The organism is Streptomyces sp. NPDC002911 (assembly GCF_053591835.1).
The window spans coordinates 304,622-317,961 of sequence record NZ_JBSFUO010000004.1 but is presented as its reverse complement, the minus strand read 5'-3'; the positions used below and the strand labels follow the sequence as shown (position 1 = coordinate 317,961).

Genomic DNA, 13,340 nt, shown 5'->3' with positions numbered 1-13,340 from the left:
CCTGCGCACCATGCGTGAGCAGCACAAATGTGCCGCCCGGTCATCCGGGCGGCACACTTTAACTTGACGACGTTTTTCTGAAGCAACGAAACAGGTAGGTCATGGCCGGGAACAGCCAGCGCAGGAACCGCCGCACGTCCAACAAGAAGGGCATGCAGGTCGGCAGCGGCGGTAACCGACGCCGTGCTCTCGAAGGCAAGGGACCGACGCCGCCCGCGTCCGCCCGCAAGGGGCACAAGAAGAACCGGGTGGCGAACGCCCAGGCCAAGCAGGCCGCCGCCCGCCGCCCGGCCCCGCGCCGTGGCGGCGCCAAGGGCACGTCGGAGATGGTCGTCGGCCGCAACCCGGTCTTCGAGGCGCTGCGCGACGGCGTCCCCGCGACCACCCTCTACGTCCAGCAGTACATCGACAACGACGAGCGGGTCCGCGAGGCACTCCAGCTCGCCGGTGAGCGCGGCAACATCCACCTCATGGAGGCCCCGCGCCCCGAGCTCGACCGGATGACGAACGGCCTGAACCACCAGGGCCTCGTCCTCCAGGTCCCGCCGTACGAGTACGCGCACCCGGAGGACCTCACCGCCGCCGCGTACGACAACAACGAGGACCCGCTGATCGTGGCCCTCGACGGCGTCACCGACCCCCGCAACCTCGGCGCGATCGTCCGCTCGGTCTCCGCCTTCGGTGGCCACGGCGTCGTCGTCCCCGAGCGCCGGGCGGCCGGTATGACGGCCGGAGCCTGGAAGTCCTCGGCCGGTACCGCGGCCCGGACCCCCGTCTCCCGCGTCACCAACCTGACGCGCGCCCTGGAGGGCTACCAGAAGGCCGGCCTCACGGTCGTCGGCCTCGCCGCCGACGGCGAGCACACCGTCGAGGACCTGGAGGCCCTGGCGGGCCCCGTCGTCATCGTCATCGGCAGCGAGGGCAAGGGCCTCGGCCGCCTCGTCGGCGAGACCTGCGACTACCGGGTCCGGATCTCCATGCCGGGCGGCGCCGAATCCCTGAACGCCGGCGTCGCCGCGGGCATCGTGCTCTACGAGGTGGCACGCCGCAGGGCGTGACACCCAGGAGCCGCGGGGCCCGGTCCGCCGGGTCCCGCGGGCCGGTCCCGTCACGGGAAGCCGTGCGACGGTCGTCGTCGACGGCAGGAAGAACTCCTCGCTGCCGCCACGCCGTTGCGCCAGGACGTCCTTACGCGCGGGACCCGACAGGTGCGCTACGCCGAACCCGCTACGCCGAAATGCCGTCCGGCCAGGCGCAGTACGTCACCCGTCTGCGAGGCGCCGTACCGGATGCGGCAGTCGATCTCCGCACCGGCTCATCCTCATACGGACGCCCGGGGCGGCACGAAGCGGTATGACTGGACGTCGTCGTCCAGAACACCTCCCTCTCGACTACGGCCCGGGCCACGCCGGCCTGGCGCTCGGAGACGACATCACTTTCCGCCGAGCCGCCATGGCGGACTCGCTGCCTTCCCTCTCTGCGGGCCTCGCGTACCCGGACTCGCCCGGCACCGAAGGCGGTTGACGGGTCTCGGACACTTCGGACGAGTCAAGGCAGTGTCCTAATCACACATCACTCGGTTAGATGAGTGTGGACACCAGAACGCCTCGGTTCGACGACCAACCCGCCCTGAGCATGACGAAGGTGGACAGCGACCCCGCCCAGGTCATCGTCAGCCACGCCAGCTTCCGGGTGCAGCTCGCCCCGGGCCAGCGCACCCGTATGCGCACCGCGGGCTCCGCCGGACCGGTCAGGATTCCCGCCATGGGCGGCGCGGGCGGCCGCAGGCGGGCCCCCGTCGTCTGGAGCGGCAGGTCCGAGCCGGGAGACCCCGGAGCGACCGGTCTCCTGCAGGCCGTACGGAACTCCACCGCCGGCCACCTCGACGCCCGCCCCGGCGGCGACTTCGGCGCCGGCCATGACGACGCGGGCCGTGGCACCCAGGTCATCCCGCGCCTCGACGAGACCCAGCCCAACCCGGTGATCCGGGCCCCCCACCAACCCGGTGGCGGCCGCACCGGACCGCTGCTGCCTCCCATGAGGCAGGCCGTCGGCGCCTACGACACCGTCACCACGCCGTCCCACGACGCGTACGGCTTCACCTACGACGACCGGCCCGACACCGAGGAGCGGGACGGCACCTCCGCCGGGGAACGGCGCCACGCCAACGACACCGTCCGGCACGCCTACTACCCCGGCCGCCGGATGAACCTCGGCGTCGTCCTCCTGCCTCTGCGCGTCATTCTCGGCTTCCTCGCCATCTACAGCGGCATGGGCAAACTCTGCGACCCCGCCTACTTCGACGGCGGCGACCGCGGCTCCATGGTCAAGTGGCTCACCTCGCTGCACCCCTGGACCGCCGCCGAACCCCTGCGCGACTTCGCGCTCTCCCACCCGGTCGCCGCCGGGCTCTCCGTCGCCTTCCTCCAGATCGTCGTCGGCGTCCTCACCGTCCTCGGGCTCTGGCAGCGCGTCGCAGCGGCCTTCGGTGTCCTGCTCTCCGCCGCCATCCTGGTGACGGTCAGCTGGCGCAGCGCCGCCGCATACGACACCCCCGACATCATCCTGCTGGCCGCCTGGAGCCCGCTGGTCATCGCCGGCGCCCCCGTCTACTCCCTCGACGGTCGCCTCGCAGGGGAGGCCTGGCGCACGCTCGGCCCGCGCTCCGAAATCTGGGACCTCCGCCGCCGTGTCCTGCGCCGCGGCTCCGTGGTCGCCACCGTCGTCGTCGGCCTGACCCTGCTGGTCGGCTCCATGCTCGGCGGAGCCGTCCGCTCCACCGAGGTCGTCACCGTGCCGGGCCCCGACAGCCACCCGACCAACCAGCTGCCCGGCTCCCCGCTCCCCGACACCTCCGGGGGCAAGAGGGGCAAGCCCTCCAGGACCCCGGACGGCCGGACCCCCGAGGCGGCTCCCTCCAGCGCCCCCGGTACCCCGTCGGCCGCGGAGTCCACCCAGGGCTCCGACACCACCGGCGACTCCACCCCGACGGCCGGGGCGAGCACGGGCCGGCCCAGCCAGACCCAGGGCACCGGCCAGGTGCCCCCGCAGGAGGCGGCCCCGCAGGCACCCCCGGTCGGCGACGCGGGCCCCAGCTCGTCCGGCTCCGCCGGCTCCGGGGGCTCCGGCGGCACGACCGGCGGCGCGGACGAGGGCGGTTCCACCGGCGGATCCGACAGCGGCTCCTCCGGCGGCGCCGGCCAGAACCCCATCGGCGGACTGCTCGGCTGACATCGGCACCGCACACCACGAGGGCGGTCACCGGGCATCCGGTGACCGCCCTCGCATACGTACGGGTGGCCTCAGCCGCCCGTGTGGGAGCCCAGCTCCCTCGCCGCCTCCGCGAGGTCCTTCGCGGTGTCGATGGCCCGCCAGTACGCCCCGTGCGGAAGCGGGAACCCGGCCAGTCGGCGCTCACGGGCCAGCCGGGGGAAGGTCGTCCGTTCGTGGTCACCGCGGTCCGGCAGCATCCCGGTGAACGCGGGCGCGAAGACGTACACGCCCGCGTTGATCAGATAGGGCGACGGGGGCGACTCGATGAAGTCGGTGATGTGCCCGAACGCGTCCGTCTCCACGGCGCCCCACGGGATCCGCGGACGGGCGAGCGCGAGCGTCGCGGTGGCGTCCCGCTCCGCGTGGAAGGCGGCCATCTCCCGCAGCGAGAAGCGGGTCCAGATGTCGCCGTTCGTCGCGTACCAGGGCTCCGACGGATCGGGGAGCCGGGCCGCGGCGTGCTTGAGACCGCCGCCGCGGCCCAGGGGCTCGGTCTCGACGACGGTGGTGACACGCAACGGAAGAGCGGCCGAGTCCAGCCATTCCTGCAGTACATCGGCAAGATGGCCGCACGAGATCACGGCGTCGGTGACGCCCTCGGCGGCCAGCCAGGACAGCTGATGGCCGATGATCGGGGTCCCGGTCCCCGGGATCTCGACCATCGGCTTGGGGCGGTCATCGGTGTAGGGGCGCAACCGCGAGCCCTGACCACCCGCCAGGATCACGGCCTGCGTCGGATACGTATGCATGCCGGGCACGATATGCCGTGCCCGGACACACCCGGCTCAGCTGAACTGCGCGACGCCCGAGGCGAACGAGGTGTCGCAGACCGGACGGGAGAAGCGGTGGGCGCGCGTCGGGCCGTACTGGTCGACGGCGGCCTTGCCCAGTGCCTTGGCGATCGACATGCAGTGCTTCGCGAGAGAGGGCCGCCCTTCGACGGTGCGCTGGAGGCTCGTCAACGCGACCCCCGGGTCTTCCTCGCGGAGCTCCAGCAGGAGCTTGTCCCGCAGAACGTCGTGGGGGGCCCGGGCCTTCGCCTGCTTGGCTACGGTCTCCGAGGCGGCGGTCAGCAACTGGGTCTCGGTGTCCTGCCCCGACCACTGGACGCGGGTGACCGCGAGGGTCCCGGACAGAACCATGACGACGGGCAGGACGAGAGCTAGGGTTCGGCCGATTCGGCGCGCGGTGTGGGTCACGCAGGCGAGCGTAGCGGGCAGTGATGATCCGGCGACATTTCGTCACCCGCGCGAGGGATGGTTCGAGTGGGCTATTCGAATAAGGCGTTGACGGGCCGGGGCGAATCGGCCGGTGTGCCAAGGAATTCGCCGTCCGCCGGATCCGAAACCCGGTCCGCCCCGCGACACGCGAACGGCCCCGCGTCCTCGGAGGAACGCGGGGCCGTAGCGGCTGGAACGTGAGGATCAGGCGGTCGGACGGATCAGGCGGTCAGGCGCTCACCGGTCGACGTGGCGAAGACGTGCAGCTCGTCCGGGCGCGGCACGACGTGCAGCTCGGTGCCCTTCTCGGGAACGGCGCGGCCGCCGACGCGGACCACCAGGTCCTTGTGCTCGCCACCGACCTGCGCGGCACCGTAGACGAAACCGTCGGCGCCGAGCTCCTCGACGACATTGACGGAGACGGCGAGACCGGCCGGGGCGTCGGCCGAACCCTTGGAGAGGGTCTGCGCGGCGGCGCCGCCGTGCTCGACGATGTCGAAGTGCTCGGGACGGATGCCGACCGTGACGGTCCGGTCACCGCGGTCGGCGGCGGCGGAGAGCGCCGTACGGGAGACCGGGACGACGCTGTTGCCGAACTTCACGCCACCGTCGGTGATCGGGACCTCGATGAGGTTCATCGCCGGGGAGCCGATGAAGCCGGCCACGAAGAGGTTCGCCGGGCGGTCGTACATGTTGCGCGGCGAGTCGACCTGCTGGAGCAGACCGTCCTTGAGGACCGCGACCCGGTCGCCCATGGTGAGGGCCTCGACCTGGTCGTGGGTGACGTACACGGTGGTGATGCCGAGACGGCGCTGCAGCGAGGCGATCTGCGTACGCGTCGACACACGGAGCTTGGCGTCGAGGTTCGACAGCGGCTCGTCCATGAGGAAGACCTGCGGCTCACGCACGATGGCACGGCCCATGGCCACACGCTGACGCTGACCACCGGAGAGCGCCTTGGGCTTCCGGTCCAGGTAGTCGGTGAGGTCCAGCATCTTGGCGGCCTCTTCGACCTTCGCCCGGATCTCCGTCTTGTTGATCCCGGCGATCTTCAGCGCGAAGCCCATGTTGTCCGCGACGGACATGTGCGGGTAGAGCGCGTAGTTCTGGAACACCATGGCGATGTCCCGGTCCTTCGGGGGCAGGTGCGTGACGTCGCGGTCGCCGATGCGAATCGCACCGCCGTTGACGTCCTCGAGGCCCGCGAGCATGCGCAGGGAGGTCGACTTGCCACAACCGGAAGGACCGACGAGGACGAGGAACTCGCCGTCCTCGATGTCGATCTCGAGCTGGTCCACAGCCGGCTTCGTGGAGCCGGGGTAGACGCGGGACGCCTTGTCGAACGTGACACTGGCCATGAAGATTCTTCTCCTCAACCGGCAGGAACGTGCCGGACGATCCGAGTAGGGAGTGGTGTGGTCCACTGGAGTGAACCTGAGGTGACGCTACCTGGCGTTTTCGGATCTGTCAGCAGTCCGAGGCTCCGAATATCGAGCAGGTTCCGGTCCCGGAGTTGGTTACACTGCTTCCGCACGCCTCCTTAGCTCAGTCCGGCCAGAGCAACGCACTTGTAATGCGTAGGTCGTCGGTTCGAATCCGACAGGGGGCTCTGTGAAAAGGCCAGGTCAGACACCATCTGACCTGGCCTTTTCTGTTCATGACGACGGAACATGCCGCCCCGCGCGCGATGCTTTCCGACACGGCGTCCGCCAGGTTGCTCGGGCGCGGAAGCCATGTCTTCTCCGGCACCTTCTTCGCCCAGTCCAACCCCCACGTCGCGAAGATGCTCGCCGAGCGCGCATCGGACGGGGTGCGAGTGCGGCTCTGCTTCGGTGACTCGAACGGCCAGGCAGCAGCCATCCGGGGCCGGGAAGAGGGAATCGGCGACACCCTTGCCGCCAAGATCCACGCCTCCCTCACCTACTACCGGCCCTTACTGTCCGAGGCAGGCTGCGAGGTGAGGCTGCACGACACCAGCCTCTACACCTCCATGTTCCGCTACGACGACAACCACCTGGTCAACCCGCACGTCTGGGGCCAGCCGGCCAGCCGGCCAGCGCGAACCCCCTCCTGCATTTCCGCATAGCTGTAACCGCAGGCTGGTTCGACAACTACGCTCAGATTTTCGAAGCTGTCTGGGCCACCGCACGGCCCTGGACACCAGACCAGGAAGGGCCCTCGTCACATGGGCAGGACTGAGTACTACAACGACCCCAAGGCCCCCAAGGCGAACACGCTCATCCCCGCCAGCAACCTGCTTGTCGTCGACGACGACGGCGCCATACTGCTCCAGCGCCGCAGGGACACCGGCCAGTGGGCCCTGCCGGGCGGTGCCCAGGACATCGGCGAGACAGCGGCGCGATGCGCCGTGCGTGAATGCCTCGAAGAGACCGGAATCATCGCCGAGATCACAGGATTCCTGGGGGTCTACACAGACCCGAACCACATCGTCGCCTACACGGACGGCGAGATCCGCCAGCAGTACGAGGCCACCTACATCGGCCGTCCCGTGGGCGGCAAGCCCACCATCAACGACGAAGCCGACGGCGTTTGCTACGTCCAGCCGAAAGACCTGGACCAGTACGACATCCACCCCAGCATGCGCCAGCAGATCGGTGACCACCTGGCCGGCACGTACCCCTACCTGGGCTGAGTCGCCAACGCCGCCTCCACCCGCTCAACGGCCGCGAGGATGTCTGGCGACGCTCGGCGGATGAAACGTCCCACAAGACCGTCGGCCCCGCACCGACCGGTGATCTCGGCCAACCGAGCGTTCACCGAAGTGATCGCACCCTTGGGGGCGCTCGTCATGTCGCAGTACACAAGGGCGTCCACCAGGCGTTGGGCATCGAGGTGCGGAAACTCCGCTTCCAAGGTCTCGCGCAGTCCCCGCTCTTCGGCTTCCAGCAGCGCAGAGTCCGCAGTCCACTTCAGCCACCTTGCCGAAGACCGCACGCGCGCCCCCGCATTCGTCAGGCAGTGCGCCAGGGGGGCGACGGGGGAGCCGAACAACGCCTGACCTCAGTGCATGCGGGTCCGCAGACGTCCCGTCTCACCGCTCTTCCTTGCCGGAGGCCCCCGCGCGCAGGCCGTCCATGACGAGGTCCAGGAGGCGGGCGGCGCGTGGTTGCCAGTCGCCGTGGGGGTCGAGTTGCCAGAGGCCGGCGATGGCGAGGACGAAGTCGTCCGCGGTCACTCCCGGACGGATGGTGCCGGCCTCCTCGGCGGTACGGAGCAGGAGTTCCGCCGCGGACGTCACCGGGGTGTGGCCCGGCTTGGCCGGGCTGCCCGGTGCGCTGGTGGCCTGGCGGATCGCGTCCGCCAAGCCGGCTTTGGTCATGGCGAAGCGGGCGAGGTGGTCCATCCACTCGCGTAGGGCCCGATCGGGCCCATGGGTCTCGAGGAGCCCGGCCGCGGCGTCGGCGACCTGCTGCATCTCGTGGCGGTAGATCTCGAGGACGAGGGCCTCGCGGCTGGGGAAGTTGCGATAGAGCGTGCCCTGCCCGACGCCCGCCTTCTTGGCGATCACACTGAGCGGGGCGTCCGCGCAGAGCGTCAGCTCCGCCAAGGCCACTTCCAGGATGCGCTCGCGATTCCGCTGCGCATCCGAGCGCAGAGGTGCGTCCTTCTTCTGCTGCACTCGTCCTCCTCGCGGATCCGTGGCTGAATTTCGTCCTTGCCTAAGCGGACAGCTGTCCACTACGTTTTCGGGTGAACGGACAGCTGTCCGGTCAGGTCACCTTAGCGGTGGGCGGCCGGGACGGACAGCTGGCAGTCGGCACCGGCTTTCTCCGATGTGTCCCGCGTGCTCTCGCATGCCTCCGGCCCGCCGGCGCTGCGTGCGGCGTCGTCCTCCCTCTCCGATACAACTCCGCGTCTTCCGTTTCTCTTTTCTGCCGGACCGTCCTCGCGAGGTGGTCCGGGAATGCGAAAGAAGGCTGATTATGGCCCCAACGCCCTCGTCGACGCACAGCGCCATCACGTTGAACATCAATGGCGAGAAGCACACGCTGACCGTCGACCACCGCACCACCCTGCTCGATGCCCTGCGCGAGCGCCTAGATCTGACCGGTACCAAGAAGGGCTGCGATCAGGGGCAGTGCGGTGCCTGTACCGTCCTGGTCGACCGTCGCCGGTCCGTCGCCTGCCTGCAGCTCGCGGTGGCGGCCGAAGGCCGGGAGATCTCCACCGTCGAAGGCCTTGCCGAGGGCGAGCAACTGCACCCCGTGCAGCAGGCGTTCCTCGACCTCGACGGCTATCAGTGCGGTTACTGCACTCCGGGTCAGATCTGTTCGGCCGTCGCGGTGATCGAGGAACACGCCGCCGGCTGGCCGAGCGCCGTCACCGACGACGTCCGCCCCGAGGCGGGGCCACCGCCACTGACGGCCGAGGAGATCCGGGAGCGGATGAGCGGCAACCTGTGCCGCTGCGGCGCGTACGTGTCGATCGTGCAGGCGGTCGAGCGCGCGGCCGGGATCCATGCGCAGACCGCTCGGACCGCGGAGAGCGCGCAGGCCGTGAACGGCGAGGGGGAAGCGGCATGAAGGAGTTCGGATATGAGCGCGCGGTCGACGTCTCCGGCGCCCTCGCGCTGCTCGACGCCGACCCGGACGCCCGGTTTCTCGGCGGCGGTACCAATCTCGTCGACCTGATGAAGACCGGCGTCGAACGGCCCGGCAGGCTCGTCGACGTACGCGAACTCCCGCTGGACCGGATCGAGGTGACCGGGGACGGCGGGCTGCGCATCGGTGCGACCGTCACCAACAGCGACCTCGCGGCGCACCCCGACGTGCGCCGGAGCTACCCGGCGCTGACCCAGGCGGTGCTGGCCGGTGCCTCCGGGCAGCTGCGCAACATGGCCACCGTCGGCGGGAACCTGCTGCAACGCACCCGTTGCGGCTACTTCGGCGACGTGACCAAGCCGTGCAACAAGCGTGTCCCCGGCAGTGGCTGCCCCGCGATCGAGGGTGAACACCACAACCACGCGATCCTGGGCGCCTCCGACCACTGTGTGGCCACCCACCCCTCCGATATGGGAGTGGCGCTGACAGCCTTCGGTGCCGTCGTCTCCTACGAGACAGCCGACGGGCCGGGCCAGTTGCCCCTCACCGAGTTCTACCTCCCGGTGGGCGACACCCCGCACAGGGAGACCGCCCTTCCGCCGGGAGCGCTGATCACCGGCGTCACCCTGCCGTCCGCCCCGGTGGCTGCCAACTCCCGCTACCGCAAGGTGCGTGAGCGGGCCTCGTACGCCTTCGCGATCGGCTCGATCGCCGCCGCGCTCGACGTCCGTGACGGCGTCGTACGCGAGGTGCGGCTGGCCTTCGGGGCGGTCGCCTCCAGGCCGTGGCGGGCACACACGGCAGAACAGGCCCTGACCGGCGGGCCGGCCGATGCCGCGGCCTTCGCGGCTGCCGCCGACGCCGAACTGGCGGCCGCCCGGCCGCTGCCGCACAACGCATACAAGGTGACACTGATGCGCAACCTCGTCGTCGCCGTGCTGAGCGAACTCGCCGAGGAGGCCGCCCGATGACCACCACCACGACCGGGACCAGGGCGACGAAGGCCGTCGGTTCCGCGCACACCCGTGTGGAGGGCCGCGACAAGGTCACCGGGGCGGCCCGCTACGCGGGCGAGATCCCGTTCGCCGAACTCGCGTACGGATGGCTGGTGTTGTCGACCATCACCCGCGGCCGTGTCCGCTCGGTGGAGACCGCCGCGGTCCTGGAGATGCCGGGCGTCCTCAGCGTCCTGCACCACGGGAACGCCCCGCGGGTCGACACCGACTACGTCGGCATGCTCGGAGTGCCGGACCCGACCGTCGCCGTCTTCCAGCACGACCGGGTACCGCACGCGGGCTGGCCGGTCGCGCTGGTCGTCGCGGAGACCTCCGAGCAGGCCAGGGAAGCCGCCGAAGCACTGGTGGTGCACTACGAGGAGGAGCCGCACGATGTCACCTTCTCCGGCGAACACCCCGACGCGTACACGATGCCCGGACCCGGCGGACCGGCAGTGACGGAGAAGGGGGACCTGGAGGCCGAACTGGCCGCGTCCTCCGTGGTCCTGGACGCCGAGTACTCCACGCCGGAGGAGCACCACAACTCGATGGAGCCCCATGCGGCGACGGCCGTGTGGGACGGCGGCCGGCTCGAGGTCGTGGACTCCAACCAGGGCACGGTGTGGATCGCGGGCGAACTCGCGAACCTCTTCTCGCTCGATCCGGCCTCGGTGCGCGTGCGGTCCGAACACATCGGCGGCGGCTTCGGCAGCAAGGGTGTCCGCGCGCACCAGGTGGCCGCGGTGATGGCGGCCACCGTCCTGTCACGCCCGGTCCGGGTCGTCATGACGCGGCGCCAGATGTTCTCGCTCGCCGGCTACCGGAGCCCGACGACGCAGCGGATCCGGCTCGGTGCCGACGCCGAGGGACGGCTGCGCGCACTGGAGCACAGCTGCCTGAGTCTCACCTCGACCGTGTACGAGTTCATCGAGCCGGGCGCCGGACCGGCGCGGGTGATGTACGACGCCCCCGCCCACCACACCGCCAACCGGGTCGTACGGCTCGATGTGCCGAGTCCGACCTTCATGCGTGCGCCCGGGGAGGCGCCCGGGTCGTTCGCGCTGGAGTCGGCGTTCGACGAACTCGCCGAGAAGTGCGGCATCGACCCGATCGAGCTGCGCGCGCGCAACGAGCCCGAGCTGGGCCCGGTCTCCGGGCTGCCGTTCAGCACCCGCAGCCTGCCCGCCTGTTTCCGGGAGGGCGCCCGCAGGTTCGGCTGGGCCGACCGGGACCCACGTCCCGGCCTGCGCCGGGACGGGCGCTGGCTGCTCGGTACCGGGACGGCGGCGGCCTCCTTCTTCGCGGGAGCGATGCCGTCCACGGCGGCCGCGACCGCGGAGGCAGACGGCACCTTCACGGTGCGGATCAGCGCCGCGGACATCGGAACCGGGGCACGGACGGCGCTCACCCTGGTGGCCGCCGACGCCCTTCAGGTGCCGACCGACCGGGTGCGCGTACGGATCGGCGACAGTGACTTCGGCCCGGCGGTGATGGCCGGCGGCTCGATGGGTACCCGGTCGTGGGCCTGGGCGGTCACGGCCGCGGCCGAGGAGCTGCGAGAGCGCCTCGCCCTGAGCGACGGGATTCCGCCGGAAGGCATCACGGTTCGGTCGGACACCACTGCGGCCGTCGGAGCCCTCGCGCAGAAGGAGCGGCACTCCTACGGGGCGCAGTTCGCCGAGGTCGCCGTGGACGTGACCACCGGGGAAGTACGGGTACGCCGCATGCTGGGCATCTTCGCCGCCGGCCGGATCGTCAACCCGCTCACGGCCCGTGGCCAGTTCACCGGCGGGATGATCTGGGGCATCTCCATGGCCCTGCACGAGGAAGCGGTCAGGGACCAGAACTCCGGTGCCCTCTACGGGGCCGACCTCGCGGGCTATCACGTCGCCACGAACGCGGACGTTCCGCTCGTCGAGGCGGACTGGGTCGACGATCCGGACCCGGACGACCCGGTCGGGATCAAGGGCATCGGCGAGATCGGGATCGTGGGGGCGGCGGCGGCGATCGCCAACGCCGTCTGGCATGCGACCGGCGTACGTCACCGCAGCCTGCCCATCCGGCCCGACCGGGTCCTCGCGGCAGGCCCCCATGCTTGACATCGCCGACGAGCTGGCCCGCTGGGCCGAGGAGGGCCGGAGGTTCGCCGTCGCCACGGTCGTGGCCGTCGGCGGCAGCGCGCCGCGCGGCCCGGGTGCGGCCCTCGCCGTCGACAGCGAGGGCACGGCCGTCGGTTCGGTCTCCGGCGGCTGTGTGGAAGGGGCGGTCTACGAGCTGTGCGTCCAGGCACTCGAGGACGGTGAGACCGTCCTCGAACGGTTCGGCTACAGCGATGAGGACGCCTTCGCGGTCGGGCTGACCTGCGGCGGGGTCATCGACGTCATGGTCACTCCGGTCGACGCGCGGACGCCCGCCGGGGAGGTGTTCCGGTCGGCGCTGTCGGCCGCCGCCTCGGGCGCACCCATGGCCCTCGCCCGGGTCGTCCGAGGCCCGGCCGAACTCCTGGGCAGAGCCCTGCTGGTGCACTCCGGCGAGTCGTACGAGGGGTCGTTCGGCGGCGGCTTCCCGGAGCTGGACCGGAGGGCGGCGGCCGAGGCGCGGGCGATGCTGGATGCCGGACGCACCGGTGCACTCGCCCTCGCGGAGGACGGAACACACTGCCCGGGCGGCCTCACTCTCCTCGTGGAGTCGAGCGTGCCACCGCCTCGCATGATCGTGTTCGGTGCGATCGACTTCGCGGAGGCGCTCGTCCGCGCCGGCAAGTTCCTCGGCTACCACGTCACGGTGTGCGACGCCCGTCCCGTCTTCGCCACCAGGGCCCGCTTTCCCGAGGCCGACGACCTCGTCGTCGACTGGCCGCACCGCTATCTGCGGCGTACCGCGACGGACGCGCGCACGGTCCTGTGCGTGCTCACGCACGATGCCAAGTTCGACGTCCCCCTGCTGAAGCAGGCCCTGCGAATGCCGGTCGCGTTCGTCGGGGCGATGGGCTCGCGCCGGACCCACGCGGACCGTGACCGGAAGTTGCGGGAAGCCGGTCTGCGCGAAGCCGAGCTGGCCCGGCTCAGGTCGCCGATCGGCCTCGACCTCGGCGCCCGTACGCCCGAGGAGACCGCCTTGTCCATCGCAGCGGAGATCGTCGCGGCCCGGCGCGGTGGAACGGGCGCCCCCCTCACGGGTTCGGCGACGCCGATCCACCGCGACGGGAGACAGCGGGACGAGGTGGGGACGGCGGAGGCCGCCTGAAGGCCCGGAAGGCGGGGGCGCGCCGGCGCGGATGCGGACGGATC

11 protein-coding genes, 1 tRNA gene and 2 pseudogenes are annotated in these 13,340 nt (G+C 70.9%); 9 read left to right on the top strand and 5 right to left on the bottom strand.

The window, feature by feature from the left end; genetic code table 11:
• Nucleotides 1–101: 101 nt before the first annotated feature.
• Together rlmB and ACWD04_RS09320 are read left to right on the top strand one after the other, a co-directional pair.
• Entirely contained in the window at nucleotides 102–1,058 is a 957-nt protein-coding gene (rlmB, locus tag ACWD04_RS09325) for a 23S rRNA (guanosine(2251)-2'-O)-methyltransferase RlmB (RefSeq protein ID WP_351272895.1), read from the top strand.
• A gap of 526 nt (nucleotides 1,059–1,584) precedes the next feature.
• Nucleotides 1,585–3,231 (top strand): DoxX family membrane protein, encoded by a 1,647-nt coding sequence (locus ACWD04_RS09320; protein WP_451129756.1) that lies wholly within the window; start codon nucleotides 1,585–1,587, stop codon nucleotides 3,229–3,231.
• Between the two features lie 71 nt (nucleotides 3,232–3,302).
• On the opposite strand, the gene ACWD04_RS09315 is transcribed toward ACWD04_RS09320, so the two are convergent.
• The 3 genes from ACWD04_RS09315 to ACWD04_RS09305 form a co-directional block, all read right to left on the bottom strand.
• Nucleotides 3,303–4,022: a nucleotidyltransferase family protein gene (locus tag ACWD04_RS09315; RefSeq protein ID WP_451129754.1), complete on the bottom strand. Its 720-nt coding sequence runs from the start codon at nucleotides 4,020–4,022 to the stop codon at nucleotides 3,303–3,305.
• A 36-nt stretch (nucleotides 4,023–4,058) separates the two neighbouring features.
• Nucleotides 4,059–4,472, bottom strand: a complete 414-nt coding sequence (locus ACWD04_RS09310; RefSeq protein WP_451129752.1) for a hypothetical protein — start codon at nucleotides 4,470–4,472, stop codon at nucleotides 4,059–4,061.
• Nucleotides 4,473–4,714: 242 nt separating this feature from the next.
• Nucleotides 4,715–5,851 carry an ABC transporter ATP-binding protein gene (locus ACWD04_RS09305; protein ID WP_451129750.1) on the bottom strand — a complete coding sequence of 379 codons (1,137 nt, stop codon included), beginning with the start codon at nucleotides 5,849–5,851 and terminating at the stop codon, nucleotides 4,715–4,717.
• 176 nt (nucleotides 5,852–6,027) lie between these two features.
• Between ACWD04_RS09305 and ACWD04_RS09300 the strand changes: the two genes are divergently transcribed.
• The 3 genes and pseudogenes from ACWD04_RS09300 (at nucleotide 6,028) to ACWD04_RS09290 (ending at nucleotide 7,146) form a co-directional block, all read left to right on the top strand.
• A tRNA-Thr gene (locus ACWD04_RS09300) sits at nucleotides 6,028–6,102 on the top strand.
• Nucleotides 6,103–6,228: 126 nt separating this feature from the next.
• A pseudogene (locus ACWD04_RS09295) lies at nucleotides 6,229–6,692 on the top strand (XRE family transcriptional regulator); the annotation flags it as partial.
• Entirely contained in the window at nucleotides 6,679–7,146 is a 468-nt protein-coding gene (locus ACWD04_RS09290) for an NUDIX hydrolase (RefSeq protein WP_451129748.1), read from the top strand. The pseudogene ACWD04_RS09295 and the gene ACWD04_RS09290, both read left to right, overlap by 14 nt.
• Here ACWD04_RS09290 and ACWD04_RS09285 read toward each other — a convergent pair.
• A pseudogene (locus tag ACWD04_RS09285) lies at nucleotides 7,134–7,406 on the bottom strand (phosphohydrolase); the annotation flags it as partial. The gene ACWD04_RS09290 and the pseudogene ACWD04_RS09285 overlap by 13 nt on opposite strands.
• A 139-nt stretch (nucleotides 7,407–7,545) precedes the next feature.
• Complete coding sequence (locus ACWD04_RS09280; protein ID WP_451129746.1) at nucleotides 7,546–8,133, bottom strand: TetR/AcrR family transcriptional regulator; 588 nt, start codon at nucleotides 8,131–8,133, stop codon at nucleotides 7,546–7,548.
• A 304-nt stretch (nucleotides 8,134–8,437) separates the two neighbouring features.
• Between ACWD04_RS09280 and ACWD04_RS09275 the strand changes: the two genes are divergently transcribed.
• From ACWD04_RS09275 to ACWD04_RS09260, 4 genes are read left to right on the top strand one after another with little or no spacing between them, the layout of a single operon-like run.
• Nucleotides 8,438–9,037 carry a 2Fe-2S iron-sulfur cluster-binding protein gene (locus tag ACWD04_RS09275; protein ID WP_451129744.1) on the top strand — a complete coding sequence of 200 codons (600 nt, stop codon included), beginning with the start codon at nucleotides 8,438–8,440 and terminating at the stop codon, nucleotides 9,035–9,037.
• Nucleotides 9,034–10,026 (top strand): FAD binding domain-containing protein, encoded by a 993-nt coding sequence (locus ACWD04_RS09270; protein WP_451129742.1) that lies wholly within the window; start codon nucleotides 9,034–9,036, stop codon nucleotides 10,024–10,026. Before ACWD04_RS09275 ends, ACWD04_RS09270 begins: the two co-directional genes overlap by 4 nt.
• A complete protein-coding gene (locus tag ACWD04_RS09265; protein WP_451129740.1) occupies nucleotides 10,023–12,149 on the top strand; it encodes a xanthine dehydrogenase family protein molybdopterin-binding subunit in 2,127 nt (708 codons plus the stop codon). The genes ACWD04_RS09270 and ACWD04_RS09265 overlap by 4 nt, the downstream gene beginning before the upstream one ends.
• A complete protein-coding gene (locus tag ACWD04_RS09260; RefSeq protein WP_451129738.1) occupies nucleotides 12,142–13,296 on the top strand; it encodes an XdhC family protein in 1,155 nt (384 codons plus the stop codon). The genes ACWD04_RS09265 and ACWD04_RS09260 overlap by 8 nt, the downstream gene beginning before the upstream one ends.
• Nucleotides 13,297–13,340: the final 44 nt, after the last annotated feature.

Bases quoted from the DNA above. Each gene is read 5' to 3' on its own strand.
- ACWD04_RS09270 (WP_451129742.1), top strand. From the start codon at position 9,034: ATGAAGGAGTTCGGATATGAGCGCGCGGTCGACGTCTCCGGCGCCCTC.
- ACWD04_RS09320 (WP_451129756.1), top strand. From the start codon at position 1,585: ATGAGTGTGGACACCAGAACGCCTCGGTTCGACGACCAACCCGCCCTG.
- rlmB (WP_351272895.1), top strand. From the start codon at position 102: ATGGCCGGGAACAGCCAGCGCAGGAACCGCCGCACGTCCAACAAGAAG.
- ACWD04_RS09305 (WP_451129750.1), bottom strand. From the start codon at position 5,851: ATGGCCAGTGTCACGTTCGACAAGGCGTCCCGCGTCTACCCCGGCTCC.
- ACWD04_RS09290 (WP_451129748.1), top strand. From the start codon at position 6,679: ATGGGCAGGACTGAGTACTACAACGACCCCAAGGCCCCCAAGGCGAAC.
- ACWD04_RS09265 (WP_451129740.1), top strand. From the start codon at position 10,023: ATGACCACCACCACGACCGGGACCAGGGCGACGAAGGCCGTCGGTTCC.
- ACWD04_RS09275 (WP_451129744.1), top strand. From the start codon at position 8,438: ATGGCCCCAACGCCCTCGTCGACGCACAGCGCCATCACGTTGAACATC.
- ACWD04_RS09315 (WP_451129754.1), bottom strand. From the start codon at position 4,022: ATGCATACGTATCCGACGCAGGCCGTGATCCTGGCGGGTGGTCAGGGC.
- ACWD04_RS09260 (WP_451129738.1), top strand. From the start codon at position 12,142: ATGCTTGACATCGCCGACGAGCTGGCCCGCTGGGCCGAGGAGGGCCGG.